General features: G+C 47.4%; 23 protein-coding genes. 5 read left to right on the plus strand and 18 right to left on the minus strand.

From position 1 onward, the window contains the following. The first annotated feature begins 55 nt into the window (after nucleotides 1-55). On the plus strand, nucleotides 56-952 hold the full coding sequence (locus CWC33_RS12460; protein WP_100692205.1) for a gluconeogenesis factor YvcK family protein: 897 nt from the start codon (nucleotides 56-58) through the stop codon (nucleotides 950-952). Here CWC33_RS12460 and dcd read toward each other — a convergent pair. Beyond that, nucleotides 949-1,536, minus strand: coding sequence for a dCTP deaminase (gene dcd / locus CWC33_RS12465; protein WP_088768298.1), 588 nt, complete (start codon nucleotides 1,534-1,536; stop codon nucleotides 949-951). The two genes, CWC33_RS12460 and dcd, sit on opposite strands and share 4 nt — an antisense overlap. 46 nt (nucleotides 1,537-1,582) lie before the next feature. Further along, nucleotides 1,583-2,566: an iron-sulfur cluster carrier protein ApbC gene (gene apbC / locus CWC33_RS12470; protein WP_100692206.1), complete on the minus strand. Its 984-nt coding sequence runs from the start codon at nucleotides 2,564-2,566 to the stop codon at nucleotides 1,583-1,585. A gap of 108 nt (nucleotides 2,567-2,674) precedes the next feature. Here apbC and metG point away from each other — a divergent pair, with 108 nt between their 5' ends. Further along, nucleotides 2,675-4,711 (plus strand): methionine--tRNA ligase, encoded by a 2,037-nt coding sequence (metG, locus tag CWC33_RS12475; protein ID WP_100692207.1) that lies wholly within the window; start codon nucleotides 2,675-2,677, stop codon nucleotides 4,709-4,711. Between the two features lie 10 nt (nucleotides 4,712-4,721). Here the strand turns inward: metG and CWC33_RS12480 are convergent, their stop codons facing one another. Beyond that, a complete protein-coding gene (locus tag CWC33_RS12480) occupies nucleotides 4,722-5,024 on the minus strand; it encodes a PilZ domain-containing protein (protein WP_100692208.1) in 303 nt (100 codons plus the stop codon). A gap of 97 nt (nucleotides 5,025-5,121) precedes the next feature. Here CWC33_RS12480 and hspQ point away from each other — a divergent pair, with 97 nt between their 5' ends. Together hspQ and CWC33_RS12490 are read left to right on the plus strand one after the other, a co-directional pair. After that, nucleotides 5,122-5,433: a heat shock protein HspQ gene (gene hspQ / locus CWC33_RS12485; RefSeq protein WP_088768302.1), complete on the plus strand. Its 312-nt coding sequence runs from the start codon at nucleotides 5,122-5,124 to the stop codon at nucleotides 5,431-5,433. Between the two features lie 61 nt (nucleotides 5,434-5,494). Continuing rightward, the gene (locus CWC33_RS12490; RefSeq protein ID WP_100692209.1) at nucleotides 5,495-5,863 is read left to right on the plus strand and encodes a histidine triad nucleotide-binding protein; all 369 of its coding nucleotides are present in this window, start codon (nucleotides 5,495-5,497) and stop codon (nucleotides 5,861-5,863) included. A gap of 1 nt (nucleotide 5,864) precedes the next feature. Here CWC33_RS12490 and CWC33_RS12495 read toward each other — a convergent pair whose 3' ends face one another. Both CWC33_RS12495 and ggt read right to left on the minus strand, forming a co-directional pair. Next, on the minus strand, nucleotides 5,865-6,308 hold the full coding sequence (locus tag CWC33_RS12495; RefSeq protein ID WP_100692210.1) for a hypothetical protein: 444 nt from the start codon (nucleotides 6,306-6,308) through the stop codon (nucleotides 5,865-5,867). A 1-nt stretch (nucleotide 6,309) separates the two neighbouring features. Next, on the minus strand, nucleotides 6,310-8,049 hold the full coding sequence (gene ggt, locus CWC33_RS12500; protein WP_100692211.1) for a gamma-glutamyltransferase: 1,740 nt from the start codon (nucleotides 8,047-8,049) through the stop codon (nucleotides 6,310-6,312). A gap of 77 nt (nucleotides 8,050-8,126) precedes the next feature. Here ggt and rrtA point away from each other — a divergent pair, with 77 nt between their 5' ends. Beyond that, nucleotides 8,127-8,696, plus strand: coding sequence for a rhombosortase (rrtA, locus tag CWC33_RS12505; RefSeq protein ID WP_100692212.1), 570 nt, complete (start codon nucleotides 8,127-8,129; stop codon nucleotides 8,694-8,696). Nucleotides 8,697-8,706: 10 nt separating this feature from the next. On the opposite strand, the gene CWC33_RS12510 is transcribed toward rrtA, so the two are convergent. The 13 genes from CWC33_RS12510 to pspB form a co-directional block, all read right to left on the minus strand. Beyond that, on the minus strand, nucleotides 8,707-11,199 hold the full coding sequence (locus CWC33_RS12510; protein WP_100692213.1) for a S9 family peptidase: 2,493 nt from the start codon (nucleotides 11,197-11,199) through the stop codon (nucleotides 8,707-8,709). Between the two features lie 11 nt (nucleotides 11,200-11,210). Further along, entirely contained in the window at nucleotides 11,211-11,849 is a 639-nt protein-coding gene (maiA, locus tag CWC33_RS12515) for a maleylacetoacetate isomerase (protein WP_100692343.1), read from the minus strand. Then, on the minus strand, nucleotides 11,849-12,874 hold the full coding sequence (locus tag CWC33_RS12520) for a fumarylacetoacetate hydrolase family protein (RefSeq protein WP_100692214.1): 1,026 nt from the start codon (nucleotides 12,872-12,874) through the stop codon (nucleotides 11,849-11,851). The genes maiA and CWC33_RS12520 overlap by 1 nt, the downstream gene beginning before the upstream one ends. Nucleotides 12,875-12,880: 6 nt before the next feature. Continuing rightward, complete coding sequence (locus CWC33_RS12525) at nucleotides 12,881-14,011, minus strand: homogentisate 1,2-dioxygenase (protein ID WP_100692215.1); 1,131 nt, start codon at nucleotides 14,009-14,011, stop codon at nucleotides 12,881-12,883. Then, a complete protein-coding gene (hppD, locus tag CWC33_RS12530) occupies nucleotides 14,004-15,077 on the minus strand; it encodes a 4-hydroxyphenylpyruvate dioxygenase (protein WP_100692216.1) in 1,074 nt (357 codons plus the stop codon). The genes CWC33_RS12525 and hppD overlap by 8 nt, the downstream gene beginning before the upstream one ends. Before the next feature lie 219 nt (nucleotides 15,078-15,296). Continuing rightward, a complete protein-coding gene (gene tyrR, locus CWC33_RS12535) occupies nucleotides 15,297-16,874 on the minus strand; it encodes a transcriptional regulator TyrR (RefSeq protein ID WP_100692217.1) in 1,578 nt (525 codons plus the stop codon). Between the two features lie 121 nt (nucleotides 16,875-16,995). Continuing rightward, the gene (locus tag CWC33_RS12540; protein WP_100692218.1) at nucleotides 16,996-17,337 is read right to left on the minus strand and encodes a 4a-hydroxytetrahydrobiopterin dehydratase; all 342 of its coding nucleotides are present in this window, start codon (nucleotides 17,335-17,337) and stop codon (nucleotides 16,996-16,998) included. Between the two features lie 38 nt (nucleotides 17,338-17,375). After that, nucleotides 17,376-18,170 (minus strand): phenylalanine 4-monooxygenase, encoded by a 795-nt coding sequence (gene phhA / locus CWC33_RS12545; protein ID WP_053953543.1) that lies wholly within the window; start codon nucleotides 18,168-18,170, stop codon nucleotides 17,376-17,378. Nucleotides 18,171-18,230: 60 nt separating this feature from the next. After that, complete coding sequence (gene megL / locus CWC33_RS12550; protein WP_100692219.1) at nucleotides 18,231-19,463, minus strand: methionine gamma-lyase; 1,233 nt, start codon at nucleotides 19,461-19,463, stop codon at nucleotides 18,231-18,233. Nucleotides 19,464-19,571: 108 nt separating this feature from the next. Next, on the minus strand, nucleotides 19,572-20,567 hold the full coding sequence (locus CWC33_RS12555; RefSeq protein ID WP_100692220.1) for a YcjF family protein: 996 nt from the start codon (nucleotides 20,565-20,567) through the stop codon (nucleotides 19,572-19,574). Continuing rightward, nucleotides 20,564-21,937: a YcjX family protein gene (locus CWC33_RS12560; RefSeq protein ID WP_100692221.1), complete on the minus strand. Its 1,374-nt coding sequence runs from the start codon at nucleotides 21,935-21,937 to the stop codon at nucleotides 20,564-20,566. Before CWC33_RS12560 ends, CWC33_RS12555 begins: the two co-directional genes overlap by 4 nt. Beyond that, nucleotides 21,934-22,317 carry an envelope stress response membrane protein PspC gene (gene pspC / locus CWC33_RS12565; RefSeq protein WP_088768316.1) on the minus strand — a complete coding sequence of 128 codons (384 nt, stop codon included), beginning with the start codon at nucleotides 22,315-22,317 and terminating at the stop codon, nucleotides 21,934-21,936. Before pspC ends, CWC33_RS12560 begins: the two co-directional genes overlap by 4 nt. Further along, a complete protein-coding gene (gene pspB / locus CWC33_RS12570) occupies nucleotides 22,314-22,556 on the minus strand; it encodes an envelope stress response membrane protein PspB (protein ID WP_088768317.1) in 243 nt (80 codons plus the stop codon). Before pspB ends, pspC begins: the two co-directional genes overlap by 4 nt. Between the last annotated feature and the right edge of the window lie 2 nt (nucleotides 22,557-22,558).

Raw genomic sequence — 22,558 nt, forward strand, 5'->3', positions numbered from 1 at the left:
GCTAAGGTGCGCTAAAAGACAATAACAGCACGGCCTTGGCAGTAAAAGGAGCCACATGCAACTTCAATCTTTAAGATGTATCACCGCGATTGGCGGCGGGCACGGTCTGGGTCGTGTACTTTCAACGTTATCTTTTATGAAGCATAAGCTGGTTGGTATTGTGGCAACAACAGACAATGGCGGTGCCACCGGGCTTCTTAGAGCCTCTCAGCATTGCATTGCCTGGGGCGATATTCGCAACTGCCTGTCGCAACTGGTTGAGCAACCGTTGGCTGCCGAAGTTCTTAACTACCGTTTTGACTCGGATTCGGCGCTAAAAGGCCATAATTTAGGTAACTTACTCCTTTATACACTGGATCAGTTAAGCGCACGTCCGCTCGACGGCATTCAGCTTTTAAGTCGACTGCTTAATGTCGACAACCGCATTCTTCCTATGTCGGAATGCCCGACCGATCTTATCGCAACCACCAGTGACGGCATTCAATGTCACGGCGAAATTCATATCGACAAACTGCCCAGCATGCCTCACAAGCTTGAGCTTTCGGGTCAGGTTAAAGCCACTCCTGAGGCAGTTCGTCATATTAAAAACAGTCAGCTCATTCTTATAGGACCGGGCAGTTTTATGACCTCCGTCATGCCGCCGCTATTAGTGCCGGAAATTTGTGAGGCGCTGAAAAACACTCGGGCCAAGGTCATATTTATAGATAATTTGGTCGACGAGCATGGTCCTGCTGGTGAATTATCACTAACAGAAAAGCTGGAGTTTATGAAATTTGAATTAGGCCAGCAGGTAGTTGACCTAATTTTGAGTAACAAGCAAGAAAAGGGGTTACCGGTGCCGGTTATTGGCGGCCTGACAAGCGACACCGACGTTCATTATCGCCATAATACCAACAGCTTGCTGAATACCTTAGAACAGGCGGCACACCAACTGCTGGTGGAAAGCGCTTAACCGCCGTCGGCAGAAATACGTGAGGCAACTGCGCCGTGCTGATCTTTGTATTTGGCGTCATCCCTTTTGTTGTATGGACGCGCACATTCCTGCCCTAACGGCTCAAAGCTGATGGCACCAATTTTCATTCCAGGGCGCAACGCCAACGGCAACTTCCCACTGTTGTAAAATTCAAGAACAATCTGCCCGGACCAACCCGGATCGATGCGGTGAGCCGTAACGTGTACCATTAATCCTAAGCGCGCCAATGACGAACGACCATCAAGCCAACCGACCATGTCAGCAGGAAGCTGAATAGACTCATGCGTGACCGCTAACGCAAACTCGCCCGGATGGATGAAAAACGCCTGACCATCTTTGAGTTTAATTTCATCACTCATGACCTCATGGATAGCCGCCTCAATCGCTTCCCGGGAGCCGCTTATGTCAATAAATGGCGCGGCGTGATCCTGCAAAACCCGAAATTCATTACCGAGATGGATATCCAGGGTAACACCTGAAATATCCGTCACCTTAGGTGCCGGTGTTACCCCTATTTTTCCTTCCGCCAAATGTTGTTCGATTTCGGTATCGGTTAAGCGCATTCTTATTCACCTGTGACTGTTGTCTTTATCTTTTGTCTAGCGCGTACTATAGCGAATTTTTCCGCTGATAATAGAGGCTGGCAGCAACATGTTGTGCTGACGCCATAATTATTTGACTTAACTTATGTTCCGGCTGTTTTAACAGCAACGGTTCATTGCCATCAAGGCTATCGCGCAATTCTGTCGACAGTGGCCATTGCCCCAATACCGGCAGCTTATTTTCTTCGGCAATAGCAACACCACCACCCTCGCCAAACACCGGGTCTTCATGCCCACAACTCGGGCACTGATAATAACTCATGTTTTCCAGCACGCCTATCATCGGAATGTTCAGTTTATTAAACATGGCAATGCCTTTTTCAGCGTCTCGCAATGCCACCGACTGAGGCGTTGTCACCACAACCGCACCGGTTACCGGCAGTTTTTGAGCCATAGTCAGCTGAATATCGCCAGTGCCCGGAGGCATATCGACAATCAAATAATCGAGATTTGGCCATGCGGTGTCTTTGTAGAGCTGCTGCAAGGCGCCACTGGCCATTGGTCCACGCCAAATTGTAGCGTCCTTTTCGTCCACCAAATAACCCAGTGAATGCACGTAAATACCATGACGCTCCATGGGAACCATCTTGTTATTTGCGGTTAGCTCAGGTTCTTTATGAGCTTTACCCAGCATGGTTGGTATAGACGGTCCGTAAATATCGGCATCTAACAAGCCCACTTTGGCTCCCAGCTGACTGAGTGCTAATGCCAAATTCACGCTAACAGACGACTTACCAACACCGCCTTTGCCCGACGACACCACAATGACATTACCGGTAGTTAACGGCAAATCGGGCTGCGAATTTTTAAGCTTTTCAACTTGGCTGTTTATTTCCCAGTCAAACCCAGCCAGCTCGTCTTGCTCTTTTAACGACCTTAACAGCGGCTCACCAGCAGCAAAAGGCACATTCAGTACTCGAGTATTACCAGAGCCAGTTACCCACTCATTCGGTATGCCGTTCGGGAATATTTTGTCGAAAAAATTTGCCATTGGACGTCCTGTTGTAGCTGTGTATCGAGCATAGCCTATGGTAACATGAGTCTCAGTAACTTTGGGTTTGACTTAAATTAATTAACGAATACGGAAGCATAATTTCGCATGAGCCAATCCGCACGAAAAATTCTAGTGACCAATGCATTACCATACGCTAACGGACCTATTCATATAGGTCACATGTTAGGCTACATTCAAGCCGATATCTGGGTACGTTTCCAGAAACTAAGAGGCCATGAATGTCATTTCATGTGCGCCGATGACGCACACGGCACCCCTATTATGCTGAAAGCTCAGCAAATGGGTATTACGCCGGAACAAATGATAGGCGATATGCAGCGCTCACACGAAGCGGACTTCAGTGACTTTTTGGTGGGCTTTGACCACTACTACAGCACCCACAGTGACGAAAACAAAGAGCTGGCCGAAACGATTTATAACCGTCTCGACAAAGCAGGACACATAAAAACCAAAGTTATCGAACAGCTGTATGACCCGCAAAAAGAAATGTTTCTGCCCGACCGCTTTGTTAAAGGGGAATGCCCTGACTGCGGCGCAGAAGACCAGTACGGCGACAACTGTGACGTTTGTGGCGCAACTTATGCCCCAACGGACTTAAAAAACCCCAAGTCTGTTGTCTCTGGCGCAGAGCCAGAGCTGCGAAACTCAGAGCATTACTTTTTTGACTTACCCGCGTTCGGGGACATGCTGAAAAGCTGGACACGCTCCGGCTCGTTACAAAATGAAATGGCCAACAAACTTAACGAATGGTTTGAGCAAGGATTGCAACGCTGGGATATTTCCCGCGACGCCCCCTACTTTGGCTTTAAAATCCCAGGTACCGAAAACAAGTATTTTTATGTTTGGCTGGATGCGCCAATTGGCTACATGAGTAGCTTTAAAAACTACTGTGATACTACCGGCAAGGCTGACTGGGACACATACTGGCAAGCCAACAGCGAGGCAGAGCTGTATCACTTTATTGGCAAAGACATTATCTATTTCCATAGCTTGTTCTGGCCTGCCATGCTTAAAGGTGCCGATTTCCGCCAGCCAACTAACGTCTGGGCGCACGGGTTTATTACCGTTAACGGCACTAAAATGTCGAAGTCGAAAGGTACTTTTATAAAGGCACGAACTTACCTTGATCACTTAGATCCTGAGTATCTGCGCTATTATTTTGCTGCTAAATTAACAAGCCGTATTGATGATTTAGACCTGAACCTGACGGACTTCGCGCAACGCGTGAACTCTGACTTAGTGGGTAAAGTCATTAATATCGCCAGCCGCTGCGCTGGTTTTATTCAGAAGAAGTTTGACGGTAAATTGTCTTCCAATGTAGCTGACTCAGCGCTAATGGAAGACTTTCAAACAGCAGGCGCAGATATTGCTGAGCTTTATGAAAAGCGTGAGTTTTCAAGAGCGATGCGCGACATAATGGCTCTTGCCGATCGCGCTAACCAGTACATTGCTGACAAAGAACCCTGGCAGCTTATTAAGAAAGAAGGTGCCGAGCAGGAAGTTCATGAAATTTGCTCGTTAGGCATTAACTTATTCCGTGTTTTGATGGTTTACCTAACTCCGGTACTGCCAAAATTGTCAGCAGACGTTCAGCACTTCCTGAATGACACCTTCACTTGGGAAAGTCATAAAACCGTATTAACTGACCACCCAATTAACAAGTTTAAAGCGCTTATGCAGCGCATTGACATGAAAGACATTGACGCCATGATTGAAGATTCAAAACAGCAACAACCACAAGCGCCAGAGCAGCCGGCAGTGGCAAACGATGAATTAAAGAAAGAGCCTCTCGCCGATGAAATTTCTTTTGACGACTTTGCGAAAGTTGACTTACGTGTAGCACTTATTGCTAATGCTGAACATGTTGAAGGCGCCGATAAACTGTTGAAATTAACGCTGGATTTAGGTGGCGAAAAGCGTCAGGTATTCGCGGGTATTAAATCCGCTTACAAACCGGAAGAATTAATTGGTCAGCACACTGTTATGGTGGCTAATTTAGCGCCGAGAAAAATGCGCTTTGGTATGTCTGAAGGCATGGTATTAGCAGCAGGCCCTGGAAAAGATGAGATCTACATTCTTAACCCTCACGAAGGCGCAAAACCTGGCATGAGAGTAATGTAGTCACTGTCGATTAATCCATTGAGATAATTCGACAACCTAGCAAGTAATCGCCGCTGTTGTTGTCCAGTCTTTGGCTGTGAACGACTTCAGCGGTTGCTTTTAACGGAGGTACCCCGCCACTAGAAACGATAGCCACTGATAGTTGCTGGCCTTTTTCCAGTTCAACCGGTACTTTCAACGACAGTCCTTCCGCACTTAAATCTAAACACACCGCATCAAGAGAGTGTGCTTCGCCAGATTTATCAAAGCTGACTTTCGCATCGGCGTTTATCGACATTCTCATAAAGTTTCGATTGTCATTCGACTCAAGCATGAGTTTCCTTAACTGTTATTAAAGTGTAAATGTCACTTCAGTTTTAGCACGCTTTGGCCGATAAAAAAACATTATCGGATAACAAGGAACCGTCATCATGGTTGAGGCCAAATTTTCAATAGGACAACTGGTAACCCATTCAATTTACGGATATCGCGGTGTTATTATTGACGCCGACCCCGAGTTTACCCTGTCTGACAGTTGGTATGAGAAAATGGCAACTACCAAGCCTTCCAAACAACAGCCTTGGTATCATATCCTCGTGAATAATTCTTCAATACAAACGTATGTTAGTGAAAGCAGCCTGGATGTCGATTTGTCAGAGCAGGAAATTCAACACCCCATGATAGACTTGGTATTTTGTGGCAAGTCACACGGACAATACAAACTCGCCGAAAACCTCAACTAAAGTTGCTCCTTTTCAGCGCTATGGTTACCATTAAGTAACACTTAGACACAAGGAATTGGGCATGGCTGAAGAAACCCTTTTTTCGAAAATTATAAATCGCGAAATCCCGGCGGATATCGTCTACGAAGACGAGAGCGCGCTTGCCTTTAAGGACATTAATCCACAGGCACCGGTACACTTTTTGATTATTCCGAAAGAGCCCATCGCAACCGTTAACGACATTGACGAAGACAATGCGCATTTAGTGGGACATTTGTATGTAGTTGCGTCGAAGCTTGCTGCTCAATACGGCGTTGCCGACGACGGGTATCGTTTAGTCATGAACTGTAATGAGTACGGCGGTCAGTCCGTTTATCATATTCACCTGCACTTGTTAGCAGGCAAACCGCTTGGCTGGCCACCGTACACGGACACCCCGAAGCAGGGCTAAATCAAGGACGGTATCTGGGGTCAAGAATTCTATCGACTAACCAGCTATCGCCGTTTTCAATGAGTACAACATCGCGGCTGTCTTTGTTGTACTCACCTTTGTATTCTCCTTCAAACAGCACTGTCGCGCGAAGTTCATCTGAATGGTTCAGATAGTCACCCAGTGAATCACTGACTACTTCCAACTCTACTTTGTCGTAATAACGACCCAGCACATAGCGCTGTACCGAGCTGACAGCCGCATAATGGTTAATCAGATCAACCATGCGTGGCGATGCAAAACGCTTGGCTTTCTCTAAGTCTCGCTCTTCATAAATCGCCTGATAAAATCCCTGAATGACTTCCGTTGGCGTTGCTGTATCTAAATCCACCGCTTCTTCGTCACTACAGCCCGCAAGGCCTATTAAAGCGCCAACCACTAATAGACCGCTTAACAGTTTTCTCATTTTATTCTCCCTTTGCGATACCTTCCCTGCGGGGGTCAGCTGCTCCAATTAATTTACCACTGTCAGTTATGGTTATACCATGCAAACCACTATTTAAATCAAGTACTTTGACATTATGCCCTCGAGCTTCAAGCGCATCTTTTAAGTTGCTGATGTCGCGTCCTTTCTCGAGCGACGTATAGTCATTTCGGTTGGTCACATGCCCCAGATTGACAGCGTCCTGAATGTCCATGTCCCAGTCAAGTAACGCCACTAAGCTTTGTGTCACATAATTAATAATGCGACTACCGCCGGGTGAGCCTATTGCGTGCACCACCTGTTTACCTTCTTCATTGAGCACGATAGCCGGCGCCATAGAGCTACGAGGCCGTTTACCCGGCTCCACTCGGTTGGCATACTTTTGCTCACCATCGCCGGGTGCTAATGAAAAGTCAGTCAGTTGGTTATTCAGCAAAAAACCTCTCACCATAACCGTTGAGCCAAAGCCCATCTCAATACTGGTGGTCATCGACACCACATTACCTTCATCATCGACAATAGAAACATGGCTAGTATTTGGCAATTCGTAAGCAATGTCCTGCTGGTATTTAGGCAGCAATTCGGTACCCGGTTGTGCTTTGCCTAAATCCTTATCAGTAATCAGCTTTGCCCGCTGAGCTAAGTAATTTTTATTCAACATAGCCTCAACAGGGACTTCCACAAAGTCAGTATCAGCTATCCATTGGTTTCGATCCGCAAACGCTAACTTAGACGCCTGAGTAAACAGATGAACAAACTCTTCGCTATTCGGCTCTAAATTGCCAATTTCAAAGTTTTCCAAAATACCTAAGGTTTGTTGCGTAGTAATACCGCCCGAACTTGGTGGCCCCATACCGCAAACCTGATAAGCACGGTATTCGCTGCAGACCGGCTCACGCAGTTTCGCTTCGTAATTTGCCAAGTCATCTAAGGCTAACACGCCCGGTTCAATTGGGCTGTTTTGTACTGCCTCGACAATGTCTTTTGCTATTTCGCCTTGGTAAAAGACATCGACACCCTCTGACGCAATTAAGCTTAGGCTTGTCGCGTATTCTTCATTTTTTAAAAGCTGTCCGACTTTTAGCGGCTCACCGTTTGGAAAAAAGTAGTCACTAGCTACCGGCATTTTCTTAACACCGGGGTTAATCTCCAGCTCGACCAATTTAGCAAGACGCGGCGATACCTCAAAACCTTGTTCCGCCAGCTTAATCGTGTCGTCAAACAAGCTGCCCCACTCTTTTTCACCCCACTTAGAATGAGCTAGCTCGAGTCCTCTTAAAATGCCCGGTGTACCGACAGAGCGTCCACCAACAACAGCATCTATCCACTTAGCTGGTTTGCCGTTTTCATCCAAAAACAATGCTTCCGTCGCCGCCATTGGTGCAGTTTCCCGAGCATCAATTGAATACAGCTTTTTAGCCTCATTGTCCCAATATAAAATAAAGGCACCGCCACCAATACCGGACGACTGCGGTTCAACAAGACCCAGCATTGCCTGAACTGCAATAGCCGCATCCACCGCTGAGCCTCCTGCCTTTAAGACGTTATAGCCAGCCTCAACCGCATGCGGGTTGGCTGCTGCAACCATAAACTCGTCAGTTTTTACGGATTGTTTTTGTTGAAAGCCAGTCGCCGCCTCGGGCTCACGAACCTCCTGCTGTTGGGGTTGGCAGGCGCTAACAGCTAGTAACGCCGCCGCTAAAGCAGTAATGCGATATTTCATATAACCTCATTCATATTCACATTTAATTCCCCTATCATACGAAGCTGAGTTTGCCCACGCAATGAAAAGGACGTTGGATGCACTATTTAAATCGATACTGGGTTGGTCTGGTTCTCATTTTGGCCATTTCTTGCTTTTTACAGCTTATGCCCGATTGGCATCAACAGCTAACATTCCACAGTGAAACCGTTATGTCACAAGGCTGGCCGCTAATTACGACGCATTTTATTCACCTAAACTGGACCCATGCCTTATTTAATTTTGCCGGGCTAGCATTGATTGTGGTTATTTGGCGGGAATACTGGAATACGCGCTGGCTCGTCAATGCATTACTACTGAGTTCGGCTGCCACTTCGCTCATTTTGTGGCTGCTGCCCTTTACCATTATTTTTGTGGGTCTGTCCGGCGTACTGCACGGACTACTGGGCTATTGCTTAATTAAAGATATAAAAGCCGGAAAAAAATGGATGTGGCTCATTGTTATTGCTCTCATCGGCAAAGTGGTTGTTGAGCTTTTAGGTTGGCAGCCCGACCATTTCGTGGGCCAGCACGTCAGCGTCATTCATGCAGCAGGGCTATTAACCGCTTTATTACTTTATAAACTAGAACGGCGCCGTATTAGCGACGCCGTTCCCCATAAAGATTAAGCGTTTTCGCTTACTTTAGGTTTTCCTCGAACAATTTAAAAATACGACGGTATTCGTTCAGCCAGCTTTCTGGCTGACGGAAACCGTGTGGTTCAACCGGGTAGATAGCCGTTTCCCAGTCTTCTTTCTTCAGTTCGATTAAACGTTGTACCAAGCGCACGCTGTCCTGGAAAAACACGTTGTCATCAATCATTGGCGAGTTGATGAGCAACGCATCTTCAAGTCCTTCTGCGAAGTAAATCGGTGAACTTTGGCGGTACGCAATGGTATCGTCCTGCGGTAGGTTCAGAATGTTCGACGTGTAGCCAACATTGTAGTGAGCCCAGTCCGTTACCGGTCGCAATGCAGAGCCCGCTTCAAACAGCCCCGGCTCTTTAAACAACGCCATAAAAGTCAGGAAACCACCGTAAGAACCGCCATAAGTACCAAGGCGATCGCCATCGACATTCAGGTTGGTTTCCAGGTAGCTGGCTACATCGACCAAGTCTTCCACTTCTGGCGTGCCCATTTGGCGATAAATCGCCGTTCGCCAATCGCGTCCATAGCCTTTAGAACCACGATAATCGAGGTCAGCCACAACGTAACCATGTTTATTCAGCAAGCTATGAAACATGAACTCCCGGAAATAACCTGACCAGCCCATGTGCGCGTTCTGTAAGTAGCCGGCACCGTGAATAAATACCACCGCCGGATACTCGTCAGCACGCTCAGCATCAAAACCTTCTGGCGTGTATATACGCGTATAAACAGGTTCATCAACATGGCTGGACGGAACCCCAACAACGTCCGGCGCAGTCCAGTCAATACTTAAGAACTTCTCAGACACCGTGTGGGTTATACGCTCTGCCGCATCACTTGCATTCACAGCTTTGTGATAAAGTTCCGGCGGCATCAATGGCGTTGAATGCGTCAGAATAAGTTCGTCAGCTTGCGGGCTCAGCTCAAACGCTGTCATACCATCTAAATCGGTCATAGCTTCCGGCTCACCGCTACCATCGGTTTTTACACGGTAAACTTCGTAAATGCCCGGATGCTCAATGTTTGCCTGAAAATACAGGTACTCGGCATCGCTGCTTAACTCTGCAGTTTCAACAACATAGTTGCCTTCAGTGAGCTGCTGAGTGTCGCCATTCAACGATTTAACATACAGATGCGAATAGCCATCGGCTTCAGACATAAACCATAAGCTACTGTCGTTTAACCAGCCAAACTCGTTATGGGTGTAGTTAATCCAGGCATCATCGTGCAGGCGATCCTGTGGCACTAATTTTTTGCCGGCGAAATCAACAGTCGCAATCCAGCGGTCTTTGTTGTCCCAGGCTTCCAGCATCACAGCCAGTTCCGTGCCGTTTTCATTCCACTGAATCGCACCGTTTTCCCAGCCCCAGTCAGCCATCAAGTGAATAGGACGCGGCTTTTCTTCTGACTCATAGCTTTCGCCACGCGCCTCGTGGTTTTCGCGCTTAACATCTGCCAGAACATCTTCATTCCAGCCCGGCAGCGTGTTGTACGTTAACGTCGTGTCCGAGTGACTTTCTAAATCCAGAATCACTAACTGGTCTTCATCCGGTTGTGCGTCAGCGACACGGCGACGAACGCGTTCACTGGAAACACGGCCATCTTCGTTAATATAATTTGGCATGATATCGCCGTCTTCGCGCCATTTATTTGGCTCGCTAATAGCGGCAATAATTTTATCGCCACGGGGCGACAATCGCGCCTGAACCAGTTCTTTTGACTTATCTAAATAGAACGGCTTTGGTGCTAAGCTCGAGTTCTGCGACTGCAGTTGCTGTTGGCGTTCAAAACGCTCTGCAGCCGCTTTACGCTCTTTCTGCACATACTGAATGAGCTGCTGTTCTTCTTTTGCTAAGTAGTCTTTTGGCTCTTCATTCGCTTTTGGCGCATCTTCAAATTTAATCGAGGCAACCTGACGCGTCAGACCGGAATTCACATCGACCACATAAAAGTCATTGCCTTGCTGATAGCTTAAAGAGCCATCCGTCATGGCTTGTAAGTTATGCTGACGGGCTTCGTCGCGGGTCAATTGCTTAACGCTACCGTCGCCAAAGCGAGCAAAAACATTGCCTTCATAGGTATAGGCCAGCCAATTACCTGCAACTGACTGTTCTTTTTCATCCGCCACGTAAAGATGATAGTCCGACAGTGCCACTTTAGAAGCTTCGCCTTCAGCATTGTTGATAATCATCAGGTCACGAATGTCACTGCCTTCGCGCTTCTGATAAAACAGAATATGCTCACCGTCCATGCTCCAAAAAGCATTTTCCGGGAAGCGACCCATCCAGTCAGGGTCAGCCATAATCTGTTCCATGGTAAGTTCTGCAGTGCCTTGTGCGGAAGCTAGCGGGTCAGCACTTAACGTTTGTACCTGTGGCGCCGTTGCATTGGTTGTGTTTGCGGTTTCATTTGCAGGGGTTGTAGATGCGCAAGAGGCGGCCATTAATGCCGCCCCTATTGCCATCACTAGACGTGATTTGACCATTTAGTTATTCCTTATTGTGCGTCTGGCTGATTCTCTGGGCGTGCTTGTTGTACCGCATTTAATTCTTGTAAGCGGTCATGCACTGCCGTAAGCGTTGGGTAGTTATCTAACGGTACCTTAAAACGCTCGGCATTGTACACTTGAGGCAACAAGCAGATATCCGCTAATGTTACCGAATCTCCATAGCAATAATCACCCGCTGTTTCGGTCAGGCGCTGTTCAAATGCGGTGAAACTCTGATGAACCCAATGGTGAATCCAATCATTGCGCTGTTCGTCACTGCAATTCAGTTCACCAGTAAGGTATTTCAGCACCCGCAAGTTTGTGACCGGCTGTAACTCACACGCCAAGTCATAGGCTAAAGCCCTCGCGCGGGCCTTATCAACGGTAGCACTTGGCAATAGCGGATGTTGCTCATAGCGTTCATCCAAGTACTCAATAATGGCTAACGATTGATTCAGCGTGACTTTGTCATCGACAAAGGTTGGTACTAAGCCCGCTGGGTTTAACTTGCGGTATTCTGGAGTATGTTGCTCGCCACCGTCTTTAACCAGATGAACTGGATGGTACTCAAATTCAAGTTCTTTTAAATAAAGCGCCAGCCTGACACGAAAACTGGCGCTAGAGCGCCAGTATCCATAGAGCTTCATCATTCTGAAGGTCCTTTGTATTCCACCACTTTCTGATCAATCGCGCCGAAGATAGACTCACCATCGGCATCTTGCATTTCCATGTGAATAGTATCGCCAAACTTCATAAATTCCGTTGTTGGCTTACCATCACGAATGGTTTCGATCATGCGGACTTCAGCGATACAACTGTACCCAACACCACCTTCTTCGATTGACGTGCCGTGGTCTGTGCCCTGCTTGTTCGACACCGTTCCCGACCCAATAATAGCACCGGCACCCAAGTTACGAGTTTTAGCGGCATGCGCAACCAGCTGACCAAAATCGAAGGTCATGTCTTCACCTGCGTTTGGCTTGCCGAACGGCTTGCCGTTATATTCTGACAACAGCGGTAAGTGAACTTTACTGTCCTTCCAGGCACTGCCCAGCTCGTCCGGTGTTACCGCCACAGGCGAGAACGCAGACGATGGTTTACTCTGGAAAAAGCCAAAACCTTTACCAAGCTCGCCTGGAATCAGACCTCGTAGCGATACGTCATTTACCAACATCAATAATTTAATATGACTAGATGCTGACTTGGCATCAATGCCCATGGGCACGTCGTCAGTGATAACAGCAATTTCGCCTTCAAAATCAATGCCCCACTCGGAGCTGCCCATCTGAATTTCATCATGTGGACCTAAGAAGTCATCCGAGCCACCTTGATACATCAGTGGATCTTCCCAGAAGCTTGGCGGCATTTCGGCGCCACGCGCACGGCGAACCAACTCGACGTGGTTAACATAAGCACTACCGTCGGCCCACTGATACGCCCGAGGGAGCGGTGATTCGCACATAACCTGTTCAAAGGTTACTTCACCATCAACATTACCCTTATTGAGCTGCGTGTAGACCTCGTTCAGCTTAGACTCAACGTCATCCCAATTATCAATGGCTTCTTGCATGCACGAGGCAATAGCCGGTACGGCGACAGCACGAGTTAAATCTTTGCTGACTACCATTAACTGGCCGTCACGCGTTCCGTTTCTGTATGTGGCTAATTTCATAAATTATTATTTCTCCTGCCAGCTGTAGACATAATCTGGATTTTCAACCTTCATCGCCGCGTCACTCATTTCCAGCGAATCGCGAGTATCCAGCATGACTGCGACTTCGTCAGTGAATTTCTTTTTGTGTTCCCGACCCGCCTTAAAGGCTTTCGGATGCGGGCCATGAGTAAACCCTGCGGGGTGGAAGGTTACCATACCACGGTCGATATTATCGCGACTAAAGAAGTCGCCTTCGTGGTAGAACAACACTTCATCATAGTCGTCGTTATTGTGGTAGAACGGCACTTTCAGCGCGCCCGGATCCGACTCAATTGGACGCGGCACAAAAGTGCAGACCACAAACCGCTCCGCTACAAAGGTTGTGTGCGCCGACGGCGGCAGATGATAACGGTGGCTCATCAGCGGTCGAATATCACGCCAGTTTAAGCGCACCGGTGCTAAGTCACCATGCCAGCCAATGGCATCCAACGGGTTATAAGGATAAGTAATAACGCTGACTTGCTGATGACGCTTAACGTACACTTTCCAGCTGTCTTCGCTGTACTGTGCTTTAAACTCGTCATCAATGGCAGGCGTATCCAGAACCGCTGGGTCGAATACCGCATGGTTACCGACAATGCCCTTCTCTGGCAGCTGATACGAACCATTGGTGGTTTCAATCATCAGCAACTCCATTTTCTCGTCGGGCTCTAAGCGCCAGTTAGTTGAGCGTGGCACTAAGAAGTAATCACCTTTAACCAGGTGAATATGGCCATAGTCGCAATACAAATGGCCACTGCCCTCATGTACAAACAATAAGTCGTCGCCATCGGCATTACGCACCAGGTACTGCATATTTTCAGTACAGTGCCAAATACGGAACTTACAACTGCTGTTTGACAGCAAGTCCGGGGTTAACCACGGGTTTTCCGGCGCTTGCTCGGTAAGCTGATTAAAGTCGAAGGCACGTGGTTTAAGCGGCCCTTCCCATTCCGACCAACCGGTCGGCGCATGTTGATGATGGAAGTGTGTCGCAGGGCCAAAAAAGCCGCTGCGACCTGCTTCACGCTCATAAATGGCCTGCTCCGGAAAGTCAGCATGGGCTTGTCGTGACGACGTCCCTTCCTGCTTCGGGAAGCTGATCCATTTACGCATCGTCTAATACTCCTCGACGGATTTGGTCTTCTTCAATACTCTCGAACAGCGCTTTAAAGTTACCTTCACCAAAGCCTTCGTTACCTTTACGCTGAATAATTTCAAAGAATACCGGACCGATCACAGTTTGCGTGAAGATTTGCAGCAAAATACCATCTTTCATTGGCGCACCGTCAATAAGAATACGCTGCTTACGCAGAGCATCGACGTCTTCCTCATGGCCTTCAACACGCTCGTTGATCTTCTCGTAGTAAGTGTCTGGCGTGTCCATGAACTCCATACCGATTGAGCGTAAGTCTTCAACGGTTTTGTAGATGTTGTCAGACGTCAGTGCAATGTGCTGAATGCCTTCGCCTTTGTATTCGCGCAGGTATTCTTCAATTTGTGACTTGTCGTCGTGCGATTCGTTAATAGGAATACGGATTTTTCCACAAGGTGCGGTCATTGCACGGCTCAACAGGCCAGTCAGCTTGCCTTCAATGTCGAAGTAACGAATTTCGCGGAAGTTACCAATGCGCTCATAAAAACCAGCCCAAGTATCCATGTTGCCGCGGAAGACGTTATGCGTCAGATGATCAATCTCATAAAGACCTGCCGCATGCTCTTTCATTTTGCTTTCCCAGTTGTCGTAGAAGTCAAAATGTTGCTTATAAATTTCATTATTTTCATAGTTATCAATGAAATAAAGCGCACTTTCACCAATACCAAAAACCGCTGGAATGTTTTCAACAACACCTTTGTCTTCAGGGAAGGCTTTAGCTCCATTCTCTAAAGAGTGTTTTAATGCGTGGTTAGCATCTTTAACACGCCACGCCATGCCACAAACGCTTGGACCGTGATCTTTTGCAAAGTCTTCAGCCTGACCGCCTGGCTCCGCGTTTACCACAAAGTTAATGTCGTTTTGCTTGAATAACCAAGCTTGTTTTGACTTATGCTTTGCTACTTCAGTAAAACCAAGCTTGTCGAATAAATCTTTTAATGCGTCAATGCCTTTTTGATCCGGAGCTGTGTACTCAACGAACTCAAAGCCGTCTGTATTTAGGGGATTAGTGACTTGTTCTGACATTATTACTTCCTCTTGTTATTCGTTTATTAACCCTAAGACTGTAGCCCTAAAGGCGTTAACAATGCGAACTCAGAGAAGAAATAGTGTCAGTTGGACAAAAGTGTTTTATTGTAAAGTAATTGTTACAGGATAAATCCTTGCTCTGCATCAAGGTTTATCCTGTTGTTACCGTAAACTAAACTGTACAAACCAGCTTTTTTGGCACTCTAAGTTTACGAATTAAGTTTCTGTTTTAGGTTTTCTAGGGCGACCTTTACGCTGTTTGCCAATACCGTAATCTCGCAATTTATTGGCAACGGCAGTATGAGAGAGTCCTAAACGCTTCGCTAACTGCCGGGTACTTGGGTAATTCGGGTACAGTCGCTTCATGATATGGCTTTCAAACTGGCGTAACGCTTCTTCCAGGCTAATGTCCTCAATATCTACCGCCAGGCGCTCGTCGTTTCTTTCCAGTTCCGGCAAACGAATATCTGCAGGCTCCAGCGTTTGCCCCTCCAGCATGGAAACAGAGCGGAACATGGTATTTTCTAACTGACGAACATTGCCCGGCCAATGATAATTTTTCAGGCGATCTTTGGCAGTTCGACTAATTTGGACCTGGCTTCGCCCGAGTTTTTTACACGCTTGTGCGACAAAGTGTTCAGCGAGTAAAACAATATCCGCTTTACGCTCACGTAATGGCGGCACCGTTAGCGCTAAAACATTTAAACGATAGTACAGGTCTTCCCGGAAATCACCGTTCTCCACCAGCTCGAAAAGGTTACCCTGAGCCGTACAAATGACTCGCACATCGACACTGACTTCCTGCTCTTCACCAATGCGGCGAAATACACCGTCCTCCAGAAAGCGCAGTAATTTTGCCTGAAGGCCAATCGACATTTCACCCACAGAATCAAGCAACACGGTGCCGCCGGCGGCTTGCTCAAGCACTCCGGTTTTCTTAGCGCTTTGGGCGCTAATACTGCCCTCCGCATGACCAAAAAGCTCACTCTCCGCGACATTATCGGGCAGTGCAGCACAATTAATAGCTAGAAAGGGTTGCTCATGGCGCGGGCTAGCCAAGTGGCAAGCTTTTGCGAGCAACTCTTTGCCCACTCCTGTTTCTCCCTCCAATAACAAGGGCGCATCCAGCTCCGCCATACGTTGGGCGTCGCTAATGACTCGTTTCATCGCTGGTGTTTCAGTAAGCAGACGCTCGAAGGCCGCTTTATTACTGGCTTGCTGCCAGTTTTCGGTAACCGGCTCCGACTTGCAGGTCATCACGGCGCCCGCAAAGACTTCCGTCCCCTCCTCGTCATTAACCCAAATCGGTAGCAATTGCGCGTAATATTGATCACTGCCTATGGTTACGGCTTCATAGATTGGCATTTTCGGCTGTTTATCAAGCCAGCGTTGTAGTGCAATTCCCTGTACAAACTGTGACAGAGGCTCACCTTTAAGCACGTTATGACTATCCGAGAGCAGCTTCAAACCAGCATCATTAATAATATCAATAACGCCTTTGGTATCGATAGACAATACTGGATCAGGCAGAGTCGAAAGCAGTAGGTTAAATTCGTAATGCTCTCGTTCAAACGGCATGTATGGAATGGTTTTTACGTCGATAACGTTGGGAATACGACGGATTTGCGGCATTAAATGACGAAAGTCATCGAAGTCCAGCTCAGGAAAATTAAGAAAGATTTTTCCTTTAGGGTCAACTTCAATGCCACGTAAGTCTATTTCGTGATCACGCAGAATTTGCAGGACATCCTGACAAATACCAAGCCTGTCATCACAGGTAATTTCTAGCCGCATAACACCTTGCTTCATCGTCTAAATGTAAAGCAAATGATACACCAAAGGCACGCATTTAAAAACAAAAAACCCCGAGCGCGTTCTCTCGGGGTTTTAACATCGATTGATTAAACGTGTTTACTTACGCGTCTACTACTTTGTCGGTTTTTGCCGCCATAATAAAGTCGTTTTTGTGCAGACCATTAATCGCGTGAGTCCACCAAGTTACGGTGACTTTGCCCCACTCAGTAGTGATTTCCGGGTGGTGCTTTTCTTCTTCCGCAATTTCACCAACACGGTTAGTGAACGCCAAAGCCTGCTTAAAGTTTTTAAACTTGTATTCGCGCTGCAACATCATCACACCGTCATTCGTGACCGGCGTCCAGTCAGGAATTTCACGCATTAACTCTTTCAGCTCGTCGTCACTCACTTTAGGTGCGTCAGCATGACAAGCTTCACAACGTTCTTGATCTAATTGTGCCATTTAACTTTACTCCTCGTTGTTCTTCATTTTTGGCAAAACTAAGCTGCGTCTTTTGGCGGGAACTTCGGTTCAAATAAGCCAAGTTCCATCGCTTCATGAACCAATGACATAATATCCATGTCAGAAATTTCAAACAGCTCATCAACACTCTCTATGGTATAGTAAATGGGCTGAATAATATCAATCCGGTACGGTGTTCTTAACGCATCAAGCGCTTTTAACGGTTTCCGCTCCGGCTTATCGCTGTTCACGGCATATTCAGTCTCCGCCGGAGATGACAAGATACCACCACCATAAATACGCGTGCCTTCTTTGGTTTGTAATAAGCCAAATTCAACCGTAAACCAGTAAAGGCGAGCCAAATAGACACGCTCTTTCGGCGTTGCTGCATAACCGAGTTTACCGTACTGATGTGTAAAATGGGCGAATGCTGGATTCGTTAACAGCGGGCAGTGACCAAATATCTCGTGAAAGATATCCGGCTCTTGCAAGTAATCAAACTCTTCGCGAGTTCGGATAAAGGTCGCGACCGGGAATTGTTTATTCGCCAGTAGACGGAAAAACTCATCGAACGGAATAAGCGCAGGTACCGCGGCAACCTGCCACCCCGTTTCCCGCTCCAGAACTTCATTCAGTTCGTGCAACTGCGGTAAGCGATCTTTTGGTAAGTTGAGTAATTCAAGTCCCTTCATATACTCGTCACAAGCTTTACCCGGAATGCATTCTAGCTGACGTTCAACGAGATCTTTCCATATCGCGTTTTCTTCGTCAGTCCAGTGAATAATACCGTTTTCGTCCGGTTGCTTCGATACGTATTGACTTTCTTTACCCATAATTCAACCTTGTTGCTTCCTCATTAAATTTTGATAGTTATTGTTATTATTAGTTCAGAATTACGCTGACTGTTGCCACTGCGCTTTACACGCATCCAACGCTTGCTCAATGTCAGCGATAATATCGTCTGCGGCTTCTAAGCCGACAGCGATACGAATTAAGGTATCGGAGATGCCTGCTTTCGCCCGTGCTTCCGGCGTATAAGGCGAATGTGTCATCGACGCTGGGTGTTGAATCAGCGTTTCAGCATCCCCTAAACTCACGGCGAGTTTTATCATTCGCAGCTGATCTAGAAAATAGCGCGCCATAGCTTCATCGCCATCCAGTTCAAACGCAATAACCGCTCCGTTAGCTTTCATTTGATGCCCCATCAGCTTCTGAGCACTATGGTCAGGCGCCCCCGGGAAGTAGATGGTCTTTACGTCGCTGCGCTGAGTTAAAAATTCATACACCTTATTAGCGTTTTCGCAGTGTCGCTGCATGCGTACATCGAGCGTCTTTAAGCCACGCAAAATAAGCCAAGCGTCATGTGGGCTCATGGTAGCGCCCATATCTTTTAGTGTCGTACCTTTAATTGTCGCTATATCTTCTGCGCTTCCGCATACAATGCCTGCAACTACGTCACCATGACCATTAAGAAACTTCGTCGCACTATGAACCACGATATCGGCACCGTGCTGCTTCGGTTGCTGCAACAGCGGGGTCATAAAGGTGTTGTCGACAATCAGTCGAATGTCTTTGTCTTTTATAACCGCATGTACAGCATCAATATCCACTGTTTTTAAATGCGGGTTCGCCGGCGTTTCTAAAAACACCAGACGCGTATTGTCTTTGATGGTCGATGCTAATAACTCGGTGTCGGTTAAATCAATAAAGTCAGCATGCACACCGAAACGCTCGAACAGTTCGCTAAACAACGCAAAACTGCAACCATAAATAGCATCAGACACAATAATATGATCGCCAGCTTTCACAAACGCCATGGTGGTTGCCGCTATCGCTCCCATGCCAGTGGCGGCAGCCGCAGCGGCTTCATAGCCCTCTAACTCAGCCATGCGTTGCTCAAGTTCGTTGGTGGTCGGATTGCCTAAGCGACTGTAAATATAGCCTTCTTCCTCTCCGGCGAAACGGCGTGAGCCCTGCTCTGAAGAAGAAAAAGCAAAGGTTGATGTTTGGTATAACGGACTGCTCAGCGCACCATGAGGGTCGTCATGGTTCGCACCGGCATGAATCACCTGAGTTGCAGGTTGCCACTTATTATTAGAATGATTGTGGTTGCTCTTGGCAGACATACAAATTGCACTCGTTTGTCAGTAAAATGTTAACGAGCAACAGAGTGCAACGAGCGACCCAATATTGGCAATCTTTGCGCTATCTCAAACCTTTTATAAAGTGTAACGCTAGTTTTCCACTTTACTTTCCGGCGTCTTTACACCCTTAGAAAAATGGGCTTTATGCAGCGATGGAAGAACGCCTTTTAACTGGCTCAGCAAGTCTTTTTGAAGCTGCCCATATCCTGGCTTTTTGGTGTGTTGAAATGGCAGCGGCCGGCACAGCGACATTACTTGATAACCCAGTCTTGCTGTTAAAAGACCCGCCCCCAGCCCCTGCCCGGCACGTACGGAAAGTTTCGTTATCAGTTCAGCGCTCACCCATTGTGTGCCTAAATCGACAGCAGCCTCACTTATTCCTGAATAGGCGATATTCGCCAGAACTTGCCGCCATAACCGGATACGCGCTAAGTACCCGAGTTTCACACCGTATAATGCGGCAATACGATGGATCATACGCTGGTTACGCCATAAAATAATCAGCATATCTAAGACCGCAAACGGACTGACCGCTATCATGGCAGCCGCTTCTGCGGACCAGCGGCTGATAAGTCGGCTAGCTTGTTGGTCAACCCGACTTAAAATGTCGCATTCAAATCGCTCACGCTTTTCACTGTCAGACCAGTAGGGTTGGTAGATTTGCATCCAGCGTTCTTCTAAATCAGGATGATCCAGCAGCTTCAATTGCTGTTCAATACTTTCTGTACCCTGACTCTGAGCATGCCAGCGACGTTTTAACTGGCGAAGCTGCCAGAATTCTTTGACAAAAAAACCAACAAGCAAGCCGAGTATTAACGTAAAGCCAGCACTCCATAGCGTCCCCAATACCCAACTTTGCTGCCATGATTCAATAATTGCCAACACGAGTTCGATGATTCCGGCAACCGATGCCAAGACAACACCCAGCAGTAACCAACGTCCCCACCGGCGAGGTTTTCTCTCGAACTCAGTCTGCACTTGCACCGTTGATAGCACCTCGCCCATTTCATCAACGGGTTCGGTATTTGCTTGAGGCTCTGCGTCCTCTTCTACGGAATAATAAGTGAGCTCGCGATGTTTGCTCATCGTAATTTATCTCCAATGACAGCATTCAGCAGTTTATCTAAACGAATATGCGGCAACGGCGAATCGGCCAACGTAAAGTTTGGAAGAAAATGTGGATAGACATAGCCTTGCTGCCAATCATCTTTCGTAGGTAAGCGGCCCGGAACATGCGGAGCGCCGACACGAACTAACGTGCCCGACTCATCAACTCCCTCAAGGACATTCGTACCGTTTTTAAGCTGTTTCCACTGGCTCGTGGACACGCCTGCAACGCTGAATAATTCAAAAGGAATACGTTCAAACTGGAGTTGTTGTCTTCCCTCTAATGTCAGTGCGTTGAGCAACCCAGTTAACTTAGTATGATCACTCGGAATAATACTGTCTGCCTTCGTCGCCACAAAGGCGACTTTATCAATCTGCGGCGAAAACAAGCGTTTTAACAGACTGTTCTGACCGTAGTTAAAGCTTTGCATGATTTCAGTCAACGCCAGTTTCAATTCATCAAAATGAGACTCGCCCCCCTCAAGTGCCCCCAGCACATCGACCAGTATTAACTGTCGGTTAAAATGCCTGAAGTAATTTTGATAAAAAGGTTTGATAACATGTTCTTTATAATACTCAAACTTCTGCTCTAACAAACCTTGCCATGCGTTGGGTATGGGTTGCTTTAATGGCCATGGGAAAAAGTCCAGAGACGGCGTACCCTCAAGCTCTCCGGGTAACACTAAACGCCCCGGCTGCAAAAGCTTCAGTCCTCGTGTTTTACACTCAGATAAGTACGCTCGGTAGGCACTGGCAACTATTTTCAACTGATTTTCGGCGTTGTCCTCTGTGGCGACTTCACTCAGCTCATGGAGCTTTTTTAACCACACTTCAGCCATCTCTTGTCGAGGCTTTGAGTCAATCAGTGTGCGTTGCTTTTCGGACCATTGCCTGTACGTGAGCGACAACAAAGGTAAATCAAGCAGCCACTCGCCCGGATAATCAATAATATCGACCGTCAGGCGACGTTCATCCAGCACTCTACCGGCAATTCCCCGTTCCGGGTGGTACTTCAGCTCCAGTCGAATTTCACTGACATCACGGGTCGACGCCGGCCACTTTCCTTGTGCGCTGGTCAGGCACTCCACAGCCCTTTCGTAGTCAAAGCGCGGAGTGTCCCAATTGGGGCTGGTGTGCAGCCGGCAACCGATAAGCCTTTGATGTTGGCGTACATTGAAATAAGGCAGGTTTTGCGACTCATTGGCATACAGCAACTGCTCTAAGACACCGGTTATTAATGCGGTTTTACCGGCACCACTTAAGCCTGTTACGGCCAACTTAATATGACGATCAAACCCGCGATGGATAAGATCGCGGGTCTGGCTTTTAAACTGCTTGATACGGCTCACAGACGATTAAATTCTCGCTGAAGGTTATAGTGATTGGAGGTTACGTACTTTTCCATCGATTGCAACTGTGCCTCCAACTCATCGAACTCACGCTTTATGTCATGTATGGCGTCTCTTGGTGGCTCACCGCCCTGCCAAACCCTGGTTTTAACGTCGACTCGGTGCGAGTTCATATCGGGCTTTTTTTTGTCGAGAATCAACCACCCTGCTAAATACAACACAAAGAAAAAGCCTGATGCAAAGATTAACCCAGTAAAGAATACGACTCGTACTAACCAAGGCTCAATATTGAGGTAGTCCCCTAAGCCAGCGCAAACACCAGCTATTTTGCCCTTTTCTGCATCGCGAGTCAGCTCCCTGCGTGACTTGGAAATACTCATTGTCTGTCCCTCCAGCCTGGTGAGTCAGCATCCAGAATGCGTTCAAGCGTCTGCACGCGCTCACGAATACGTTTCGCCTGGTCGGCTAAGAGCGCAAGTGACTCGCGCTCTTCCTCATTCAGCCCCTGGTTCATTTGGCGTTTGCTGCGGTAATGCAAGATTATCCAAATTGGCGCAACAATCAGTACAAACAGAATCAGCGGCGCAACTAACATCCCGAAAATAGCTTCAATATCCATCT

Origin of the sequence: Idiomarina sp. X4, from assembly GCF_002808045.1 — a bacterium.
Lineage (GTDB): Bacteria > Pseudomonadota > Gammaproteobacteria > Enterobacterales > Alteromonadaceae > Idiomarina.